This is a genomic window from Crenobacter sp. CS_VA4 (genome assembly GCF_055597485.1).
Window position 1 is genome coordinate 72,540 of record NZ_JBVMAE010000017.1, and the last position, 9,967, is coordinate 82,506.

Annotated in this window: 9 protein-coding genes; 5 read left to right on the plus strand and 4 right to left on the minus strand. The window is 64.4% G+C overall.

Annotated features, from left to right (window positions below; all coding sequences use genetic code 11):
* Positions 1–105: 105 nt before the first annotated feature.
* From ACZ2IA_RS16095 to ACZ2IA_RS16105, 3 genes are all read right to left on the minus strand, one after another.
* Positions 106–1,245 carry a porin gene (locus tag ACZ2IA_RS16095; protein WP_470293604.1) on the minus strand — a complete coding sequence of 380 codons (1,140 nt, stop codon included), beginning with the start codon at positions 1,243–1,245 and terminating at the stop codon, positions 106–108.
* A 575-nt stretch (positions 1,246–1,820) separates the two neighbouring features.
* Positions 1,821–2,210: a ComEA family DNA-binding protein gene (locus tag ACZ2IA_RS16100; protein WP_470293605.1), complete on the minus strand. Its 390-nt coding sequence runs from the start codon at positions 2,208–2,210 to the stop codon at positions 1,821–1,823.
* Between the two features lie 54 nt (positions 2,211–2,264).
* Positions 2,265–3,086: a cytochrome C assembly family protein gene (locus tag ACZ2IA_RS16105; RefSeq protein WP_470293606.1), complete on the minus strand. Its 822-nt coding sequence runs from the start codon at positions 3,084–3,086 to the stop codon at positions 2,265–2,267.
* A 109-nt stretch (positions 3,087–3,195) separates the two neighbouring features.
* On the opposite strand from ACZ2IA_RS16105, the gene ffh reads away from it, so the two are divergent.
* The 3 genes from ffh to purB all read left to right on the plus strand — a co-directional run bounded on the left by ffh (position 3,196) and on the right by purB (position 6,956).
* The gene (ffh, locus tag ACZ2IA_RS16110; protein WP_470293607.1) at positions 3,196–4,551 is read left to right on the plus strand and encodes a signal recognition particle protein; all 1,356 of its coding nucleotides are present in this window, start codon (positions 3,196–3,198) and stop codon (positions 4,549–4,551) included.
* 57 nt (positions 4,552–4,608) lie between these two features.
* The gene (locus tag ACZ2IA_RS16115; protein WP_470293608.1) at positions 4,609–5,511 is read left to right on the plus strand and encodes an ATP-grasp domain-containing protein; all 903 of its coding nucleotides are present in this window, start codon (positions 4,609–4,611) and stop codon (positions 5,509–5,511) included.
* A 77-nt stretch (positions 5,512–5,588) separates the two neighbouring features.
* Positions 5,589–6,956, plus strand: a complete 1,368-nt coding sequence (purB, locus tag ACZ2IA_RS16120; RefSeq protein WP_470293609.1) for an adenylosuccinate lyase — start codon at positions 5,589–5,591, stop codon at positions 6,954–6,956.
* Between the two features lie 83 nt (positions 6,957–7,039).
* Here purB and ACZ2IA_RS16125 read toward each other — a convergent pair whose 3' ends face one another.
* Complete coding sequence (locus ACZ2IA_RS16125; protein ID WP_470293610.1) at positions 7,040–7,759, minus strand: endonuclease; 720 nt, start codon at positions 7,757–7,759, stop codon at positions 7,040–7,042.
* A gap of 95 nt (positions 7,760–7,854) precedes the next feature.
* On the opposite strand from ACZ2IA_RS16125, the gene ACZ2IA_RS16130 reads away from it, so the two are divergent.
* Positions 7,855–8,481 carry a LexA family protein gene (locus tag ACZ2IA_RS16130; RefSeq protein ID WP_470293611.1) on the plus strand — a complete coding sequence of 209 codons (627 nt, stop codon included), beginning with the start codon at positions 7,855–7,857 and terminating at the stop codon, positions 8,479–8,481.
* Positions 8,481–9,743: a Y-family DNA polymerase gene (locus ACZ2IA_RS16135; RefSeq protein WP_470293612.1), complete on the plus strand. Its 1,263-nt coding sequence runs from the start codon at positions 8,481–8,483 to the stop codon at positions 9,741–9,743. The genes ACZ2IA_RS16130 and ACZ2IA_RS16135 overlap by 1 nt, the downstream gene beginning before the upstream one ends.
* Positions 9,744–9,967: the final 224 nt, after the last annotated feature.

Genomic DNA, 9,967 nt, shown 5'->3' on the forward strand with positions numbered 1-9,967 from the left:
CCAACTAATGCAAGCCGCGCGGCTCGGACCGGGTTCTACTGTGCGACAAAAACAAAAAGGGCTGCCGAAGCAGCCCTTTTAGGGAGTTTAATCTGTCAGGACAGATTAGAACTTGTGTTGCAGACCAACGGCAACGGTGTTCTCTTTGTCGCCGCCGGCGTTCAGAGCGGTAGCCACAGTGGAGTCAAACTTCTTCTGACCGTAGGACACGTAGGTGTTGGTACGCTTCGACAGCGCGTAGTTCACGCCCAGCACCCACTGGTTGTAGCCGGTGCTGTTTTGCTTCTGGCCGTTCACTTTCGCATCCCAGCCCTTGGCGTACGACGCCATCGGGGTGAACGCGCCGACGGTGTAACCAACGGTCAGAGCGGCTTCGCTCTGCTTCACGTCGCTGCCTGCAGCAAAGCCAGTCGGGATGAAAACACTTGCATCCTGAGCATTGATAGCGAAGTCGGCGCCGGCGTAGGTCTTGGTCTGCTGGTAAGCAGCGGCCACCAGCAGGTTGTTGGCGTTGTAGCCGGCTTCAGCACGCCAGTAGTAGGCGGTCTGGTCCAGGTTGGTACCTTGATCGCGCTGAGCGGCGTAGCCCAGGTCGCCGTAGAAGCCCGAGTTCTCGTAGCCGAGGCCGAAGGCGTACTGACCAGCGTTGGAGCGACGACCGTTAAGTTCTTTGCGGGTTTCGTCGAAACCGTACTGAGCCGTGAGCTTCAGGCCCGGAACGACAGCCGGAGCGTCGTAACGGATCGAGTTCTTCAGACGGGTGTCGTTGAAGGTCAGGGTGCTCATGCCGTTCACGCCGGCACCGTAGGCCCACGGGTCAACCTTCTCCATGTCGGAGTTCAGGTAGGTGCTCAGCTTACCCAGACGCACGGTACCGAAGGCGCCGGTCAGGCCGACGAAGGTATCGCGGGTAGCCAGGGCGCCCGTGTTACCCGGCTTGCCAATACCGGCATTTTTATTAGCATCAGCATTCGCGGAGCCGTCGATGTTCAGGCCGCTTTCAACCTGCCAGATCGCCTTCAGGCCGTTGCCCAGGTCTTCGTTGCCCTTGAAGCCGATGTAGGAGCCGGTGTCGTCGATCTTGCTGACGTTCTTCAGCACAACGTTTTTCTTAGCGTCTTGCTGGTTGTAGCTCAGCGCTTTGCCGTTCTGGAAGGCAGCTTCCATGTCACCGTACAGGGTCACGTCGGCCATTGCTGCGGCCGGCAGAGCTGCCAGCGCCAGAGCGATCAGTTTTTTGTTCATCGCTTCGTTCCTTTCAAGTCAGTCATAACTTGCCCGGATCCTGCGTTGGGGCCTGAAGGGCCGGGCGTTGGTTCACCGCTGTGTAGTCCAGCGATTTCTGCGACGACTATAAATCGGCCGTTGTGAAAATACAAAACCGGAACGCTGCAAAAACGCTACCCCACGTCATTATTGTATGGAAAAAGCCACAACACATTGATTTTACTGGGGCAGACCAATACACGGCATTTGTTGCTCACTTGCAACAAATCGATCAAACCGCCCAAAAGTGTTGCGAAAAATGGACAACACGGGTCAATAACCATCCTACCAGACCGCTCGCCACAGCCCACAGGTGCCCGAAAACCCCGAGAAACAGGCTCTGGACGAGGCTCCCGCCTACCCACCGGCCATCTGTGTGGCTTTGCTGCGACCCGTGCGACATAGATCACGCCGCGCAGCTCCCGGCGTTAACCTCTTAGAAGAATATGAAGGGAATGGTTGAATTTCCCTGTTGTGCGACAGGTGGCTCAGGCATCGCCATGAAAAACGCCCTGCTGTGCAGGGCGTGGTGCGTCGGTGTCAGCCGGGTGGGCTTACGGCTTCTTGGTCGGGTCTACCGTTGGCTTCTTGGTCGCGGCGGTTGCGGGCTTGGTGGCGATCGCCTTGGTGTCCTTGGCGGTCGATGGGGCGGCGCCCTTGGCGGCTGGCGTGGCGATAGGAACCGTCGTCTTGCCCGAAACGGCGATGTCCTTCTTCAGCTTTTCCAGCGTCTTGTCCCCGATGCCGGTGACTTTCTTCAGATCGTCCACCGTCTTGAACGGACCGTTCTTGGTGCGGTAGTCGATGATGGCCTTGGCCTTGGACGGGCCGATGCCGTTCAGCGACTCCAGCTCCTGCTGGCTGGCGGTGTTGATGTTGACCGCGGCGAACGCGGCAGAGGCGAAAAGAAACAGACCGACGAACAGTGCAAGCAATTTCTTCATAAGAGCGACTCCCGGTTACAAGTAAAAACACAGCAAAGTCACTATGACACGCAATTAAACGCGTTGCAAAATCAATTCGAGCACCACTTTGCTGCCGACGTAGGCCAATAGCAGCGCGGCAAAACCGGCCAGCGTCCAGCGGATCGCCGGCTTGCCACGCCAGCCGTGACGGTGGCGGCCGTACAGCAGCGCACCGAACAACAGCCAGGAAATCAGCCCGAACAGGGTCTTGTGCGAGAAGCTGGCCGGCTTGCCGAACAGCTGCTCGGAGAACAGCACGCCACTGACCAGGGTCAACGACAGCAGCGCAAAGCCCCAGCCGATCACGCGGAACATCAGTTTTTCCAGCGTCAACAGCGGCGGCAGCGTCTTCACCAGCGGCGTCCAGTGCTTGCGGTGCAGCGCGCGCTCCAGCGCCAGCATCAGCACCGCCAACAGTGCGCTGATCGCGAACAGGCTGTACGCCAGCATCGACGCGAACAGGTGCAGCATGAACGCCGGGTTGGTCAAGGCATAACCGGAGTGCGAACCGGGCAACAGCAGCGCCAGCGCCAGCGACAGCAGCGCGAGTGGCATCAGGAACAGCTGCAGCCCCTCCAATCTATAGAAGAAGCTCCCGGTCCAGTAGATCAGCAGCATCAGCCACACCACCAGCGCCACTGCGTGGCCGACGCCGAGCGCGACCAGCTGGCCGTGCACCAGCGGGGTCAGCACGCAGAATGCCTGCACCAGCAACAGGCCGCCGAGCAGCGAGTGTTCGAGCCGCGGCTGACGCGGCCAAGCGGGCGCGCCGCGCCAGTGGCTATAGAAGTGCCAGGAAAAGGCGCCGTAGGCACATATGAGCAGGAGCGAGAGGGCCAGAAGCAATGGGGTCATCAGCAAGCGGATGGCCGGTAGGGCGGAAGCCCGGCGGCTCGTGTAAAATAGCAAGTTTGAAGTCTACACCAAGCAGACTCGCCATAGGCAGAGTGAAGGATCCCGCCCCATGCTAGACAACCTGACTTCGCGCCTGTCGGGCGTGATCAAGACGCTGCGCGGCAACGCGCGGCTGAGCGAATCGAACATCCAGGACGCCCTGCGCGAGGTGCGCATGGCGCTGCTCGAGGCCGACGTGGCGTTGCCGGTGGTCAAGAGCTTCATCGCCCAGATCAAGGAGCGCGCGCTCGGCCAGGACGTGATGGGCAGCCTGACCCCGGGCCAGGCGCTGGTCGGCGTGGTCAACGAAGAGCTGGTCAAGCTGATGGGCGAGAAGAATGACGCCCTCAACCTGGCCGCGGTACCGCCGGCGATCGTGCTGATGGCCGGCCTGCAAGGCGCCGGCAAGACCACCACGGTCGGCAAGCTCGCCAAGCTGTTGAAGGAAACCCAGAAGAAGAAGATTCTGGTCGTTTCGGCCGACGTATACCGCCCGGCCGCGATCGAACAGCTGAAGACGCTGGCCGGCCAGGTCGGCGTCGAGTGGTTCCCGTCCGATGGCCAGCAGAAACCGGTCGACATCGCGCTGGCCGCGCTCGACCACGCCAAGCGCCACTTCTTCGACGTGCTGATGGTCGACACCGCCGGCCGCCTGGCGATCGACGAGGCGATGATGGCCGAGATCAAGGCGCTGCACGCGGTGCTGAAGCCGATCGAGACGCTGTTCGTGGTCGACGCGATGCAGGGCCAGGACGCGGTCAACACCGCGCAGGCGTTTAATGAGACGCTGCCGCTGACCGGCGTGATCCTGACCAAGATGGACGGCGACGCACGCGGCGGTGCCGCGCTGTCGGTGCGCCAGGTGACCGGCAAGCCGATCAAGTTCATCGGCGTCGGCGAGAAGCTGACCGGCCTGGAGCCGTTCTACCCGGACCGGATCGCCAGCCGCATCCTCGGCATGGGCGACGTATTGAGCCTGATCGAGGAAGTGCAGAAAGGCATCGACCAGGACGAAGCGGCCAAGATGGCCAAGAAGCTCAAGTCGGGCAAGGGCTTCGACCTGGAGGACTTCAAGGCGCAGATCCAGCAGATGCAGAAGATGGGCGGCATGGCCAACCTGATGGAAAAGATGCCGGGGCAGATCGGCCAGATGGCCAAGGGCATCCAGGGCGCCGAGGCCGACAAGTCGGTGCGTCGCATCGAGGGCATCATCAACTCGATGACGCCGCAGGAGCGCCGCAAGCCGGAACTACTGAAAGCCAGCCGCAAGCGCCGCATCGCCGCCGGCGCCGGGGTGACGGTGCAGGAAGTGAACCGCCTGCTCACCCAGTTCGAGCAGACCCAGAAGATGATGAAGCAGTTCTCGTCCAAGGGCGGCATGATGAAAATGATGCGTGGCATGAAGGGCATGATGCCGGGCATGTAAGCTTGGCCGAACGGGCGGAGACTCTCCGCCCGTTTTTCTTGATGGCAAGGGATCGACATGCAATACGACGTGGTGGTGCTGACCGATGCGCGCTGGGTGACGCTCGACGAGGGCGACTGGTACAGCCGCCAGGTGAACACCGAAGACGACCTGGTCGTGACCGCGCTAGCGCAGCAGGGGCTGCGCGTGGCGCGCCGGGCCTGGGACGATGTCGACTTCGAGTGGCACCAGGCGGACTCACTGCTGTTTCGCACCACCTGGGACTACTTCGATCGCTTCGGCGAATTCTCGCCCTGGCTCGACCGGGTCGGCGCGCTCAGCCGGCTCTATAACGAAATCGGGCTGATCCGCTGGAACATCGACAAGCACTACCTCGGCGACTTGCGCGAGGCCGGCGTCAACATCGTGCCGACCCGCTACCTCGAGGTCGGCGAGCCGCGAAGCTTAGCGCAGGCTGTCGCCGATACCGGCTGGGACGAGCTGATCCTGAAGCCGGCGGTGTCCGGCTCGGCGCGCCACACCTACCGCTTCGCCGCCGCCGACGCGGCGCGCTTTGAAGCTGTGTATGCCGAGCTGATCCGGCACGAGGCGCTGATGCTGCAACCCTTCCAGCAGCAGATTGTCCATCAGGGGGAGCTGTCGCTGATGGTGATCGACGGCCGGGTGACGCACGCGATCCGCAAGACCGCCAAGGACGGCGACTTCCGCGTCCAGGACGACCACGGCGGCACCGTGCACCCGTACCAGGCCAGCGCCGAGGAGATCGCCTTCGCCGAGGCGGCGGTGGCCGCGGTGCCGTTCGACGTGCTGTACGCGCGCGTCGACCTGATCCGCGACAACCACGGCCGGCTCGCGATCATGGAGCTGGAGATGATCGAACCCGAACTGTTTTTCCGCTTCAACCCCGCCGCTGCCGAGCGGCTGGCCGCCGGGCTGAAGCGCCGCTTGAACGACCGCTGAAGGTGGCCTTCGGCCAACCTTGAACGATTTTGACGCAACACGCCGACGCCCGCGTCGGCTATATGGAAGCCCTTAGCATGCTGAACACGCTAACCGCACTCTCCCCGCTCGACGGCCGCTACGCGGCCCAGGTCGAACCGCTGCGCGCGCTCTTCTCCGAGCACGGCCTGATGAAGTTCCGCATCAAGGTGGAACTGGAATGGCTGAAAATGCTCGCCGCCGAGCCGGGTATCGAAGAAGTCAAACCGTTCTCCGCCGCGACCATCCGCGAGATCGACGACGTGATCGCCAACTTCGGCGTCGAGCACGCCGAAGCGGTGAAGGCGATCGAGTCGCGCACCAACCACGACGTGAAGGCGATCGAGTACTGGCTGAAGGAACGCCTGTCGGACAACCCGGAGGTGATGGAAGCCAGCGAGTTCATCCACTTCGCCTGCACCTCGGAAGACATCAACAACCTCAGCCATGCGCTGATGCTGAGGGCCGCGCGCAACACCGTGGTGCTGCCGGCGCTCGACGAGCTGATCGGCAAGTTCACCGAACTCGCGCACAGCCTCGCCGACCTGCCGATGATGAGCCGCACCCACGGCCAACCGGCCACGCCGACCACGCTCGGCAAGGAAATGGCCAACATCGCCTACCGCCTGAAGCGCCAGCGCGAACAGCTGGTGCGCCAGGAAATCCTCGGCAAGATCAACGGTGCGGTCGGCAACTACAACGCCCACCTGTCCGCCTACCCGGGCGTCGACTGGGAAAGCCTGTGCGGCCGCTTCGTCACCGGTCTGGGCATTACCTTCAACCCGTACACGATCCAGATCGAGCCGCACGACTACATGGCCGAGCTGTACCAGACGCTGACGCGCGTCAACACCATCCTGATCGACGCCAACCGCGACATCTGGGGCTATATCTCGCTCGGCTACTTCAAGCAGAAGGTCAAGGCCGGCGAAGTCGGCAGCTCGACCATGCCGCACAAGGTCAACCCGATCGACTTCGAGAACTCGGAAGGCAACCTCGGCCTCGCCAACGCGATCCTCGGCCACCTGGCCGAGAAGCTGCCGCTGTCGCGCATGCAGCGCGACCTGACCGACTCGACCGTGCTGCGCAATATGGGCGTCGGCTTCGGCTACACCCTGCTCGGCTTCAAGTCCTGCCTGCGTGGCCTGAACAAGCTCGAGGCCAATCCGGCCGCGCTCGCCGCCGACCTCGACGCCACCTGGGAGCTGCTGGCCGAACCGATCCAGACCGTGATGCGCCGCTACGCGATCGCCAACCCGTACGAGCAGCTCAAGGAGCTGACCCGCGGCAAGGACGGCATCACCCGCGACACGCTGGCGGCGTTCATCAAAGGCCTGGCCATTCCGGAGCACGAGAAGACCCGCTTGCTCGAGCTGTCGCCGGCCAGCTACGTCGGCAAGGCCGCCGAACTGGCTCGTCGCATCTAAGGCGCGCCAATCGCACAACAAGCAAAAACGCCACCGTTAGAAACGGTGGCGTTTTTTTTTGTGCCGCGGCGCATCTGGCCGGCTCAGGCACAGCGCAGCGCCAGCTGCCCGGGATCGTCGACGAAGGGGTTGGCCGAGCCCTGCCAGCGGGCGATGTCGCGGTTGCGGCCGCGCTCCCAGTCGTCGACCGGATAGGCGTCCGCCCAGCGGCACAGCTGCTGGCGCTCGGTGGCCGGCAGCGGCCAGTCGTAACGTTCGTGCATATAGAAGCGGATCCGCGCCAGTCGACCGCGTGCCGCCACCGGCAGTGAGTCGGCCTCAAGCTCGGCGCCGCTACGCACCGGCACCAGGTTGACCAGATCCCCCTCGGCCATCTGGAACACCGCGTCGCCACGCTCGCAGACGGCCAAGCCCCCCTGCTGCCAGCAGCGCCGCTCGCGACCGAACTCGGCCGGGTCGACCAACGGCTGCCAGCCGGCCTGCGCCACCGCCACGCCGGCCAGCGTGGTTTTTTCGCCACTGAAGCGACTCGCCAGCAGCCGGCGCGCCTCGTCCAGACGACGGTGGCCGACCGCCTGCGACCCCGACACCAGCGCGACCGCCACGGCCGGTTCATCGGCCGAAGCGACGTCGAGCGGTGCGTCGTCGTCGGGCACGATGGCGTGAAGCGGCTCCACCGACGCCGGCGGCACGACGCCTTTGCCGGCGGGGCGCGAGGTCATGCCGATACAACCGAGCAGCAGCGCCAGTACCAACAGCGCACGGCCGGATGGAATGCGAAACGACGGGGCACTAAGTTGCATGGGAGTGGCTCCTGATCGACGGGGGACGAGATCATTATGGCGCTTTTTGATTTAAAGGTACAATAATCAAAATAGCCCGACAGGAGGACCTAACGATGAGCAAGGATGGACGAGGCGGACACCGCGACGGCGCCGGCCGCCCCAGTGGCACCGGCCGTTTCGGCGACGAACCGCTGGTGAAGGTGGCGCTGCCGGCGAGGCTGCGCCAGGAGGTGATCGACTTTGCCGTGGCGCGACTGGCCAAGCATCACCAAGCGCCCCGCCCGCCCGAGCGGCTGGCGCTGCCCGAGCACGCGCTGCGCGCGCCGCTGCAGCCGAGCCGTCGCGCGGTGCCGCTGTATCTGCAGGGGGTGCGCGCCGGCTTTCCGGCGCCGGTCACCGACGACGTCGACCAGGAACTGGACCTCAACCAATACCTGCTGGAAGACGATGGCGATACCACCTTCATGGTGCGGGTGGAGGGCGACTCGATGATCGACGCCGGCCTGTTCGACGACGACCTTCTGGTCGTCAACCGCCGCCAGCGCCCGCAGCACGGCGACATCGTCGTGGCCCTGCTCGACGGCACCGAGTTCACCTGCAAGCGGCTCTACAGCAAGGACGGCCGGATCGCGCTGCTGCCCGAAAACCCCGCCTACCCGCCGATCGAGATCCGTGGCGAACGGGAGATGAAGATCTGGGGCGTGGTGACCGGGATGGTGCGCAAACTGGGCCGCAAGTAATGGCCCGCTTCGCGCTGGTCGACGCCAACAGCTTCTACGTCAGCTGCGAGCGGGTATTCCGCCCCGACCTGGCCAGCCGGCCGGTGGTGGTGCTGTCGAACAACGACGGCTGCGTAATCTCACGCAGCGCCGAGGCGAAGGCGCTCGGCATCCCGATGGGCGCGCCGTTCCACGAGGTGCGAGGGCGCTGCAAGCATTTCGACGTGACAGTGTTTTCGTCCAACTACGCGCTGTACGGCGATATGAGCCGGCGGATGATGCGGCTGCTCGCCGAGCTGGCGCCGCGCCAGGAGGTCTATTCCATTGACGAGTGCTTCCTGGATCTGGCGGCCGAGCCGGAGCCCTTGGCGCTCGGCCGCGAGATCCGCCGGCGCATGCTCGACTGGCTGAGCCTACCGACCTGCGTCGGCATCGGCCCGAGCAAGACGCTGGCCAAGCTCGCCAACCAGCTGGCCAAGCGCGACCCGAGCTACGACGGCGTGCTCGATTGGGCGACGCTGCCGCCCGCTCTGGTCGACCGGCTGCTCGCCGAGCTGCCGGTCGACCAGGTCTGGGGGGTCGGCCGCAAGTTGGCCGAACGGCTGCGTGCGCTGCGTATCGCCAGCGTCGCCCAGCTGCGCGACGCCAAGCCCGACTGGCTGCGCCGCCAATTCGGCATCACGCTGGAGCGCACCCGCGCCGAGCTGAACGGCGTCAGCTGCCTGGCGCTGGAAGCGGTCTGCCCGCCGCGCCAGCAGCTGATCGTCAGCCGCTCGTTCGGCCACCCCTTGCAGGACTTCGGCATAATCGCCGCCGCGCTCGGCCACCACACCGCCCACGCCGCCGAGAAGCTGCGCGCACAGGGCTCGCTGTGCGCGCTGGTCGGCGTCAGCCTGCGCGTCAGCGCGCACCGCTCGCCGCTGCCGCCGACGAGCTGGGCCTGCGTGCCGCTCGGCCAGGCCAACGACGACACGCTGCTGCTGACCCGCGCCGCCCTCGCCGGGCTGAAGCAGCTGTATCGGCGCGGCTACCATTACCACAAGACCGGTGTGGTGCTGCTGGAGCTGACGCCACGCCTACGCCGGCAAGCCGACCTGTTCGAGCGCGACAGCGCGCCGGAGCGCAGACAGCTGATGGCCACGCTCGATGAGATCAGCCGGCGCTGGGGCCGCCACAGCATCGGCCTGGGCCAGGCAATGCTGAACGACGGCTGGCAGATGCGCCGCGAGCACCCCTCGCCGCGTTACACCACCTGCTGGGATGAACTGCCTAGGGTGTCGTAGCAGCGCGCGCATTGCGCGTTGATCTGACAAAGCTTGCGCAGGCCTGGGGGCCCCTGCGCGCCGAAATGAAGAATCAGGTAAGGAAAACGGGAGAAACCCGGACAGAAAGGCAAAAACGGCTGACTCTTGCGAGTCAGCCGTTTTTATTTGGTTGCGGGGGCAGGATTTGAACCTACGACCTTCGGGTTATGAGCCCGACGAGCTACCAGACTGCTCCACCCCGC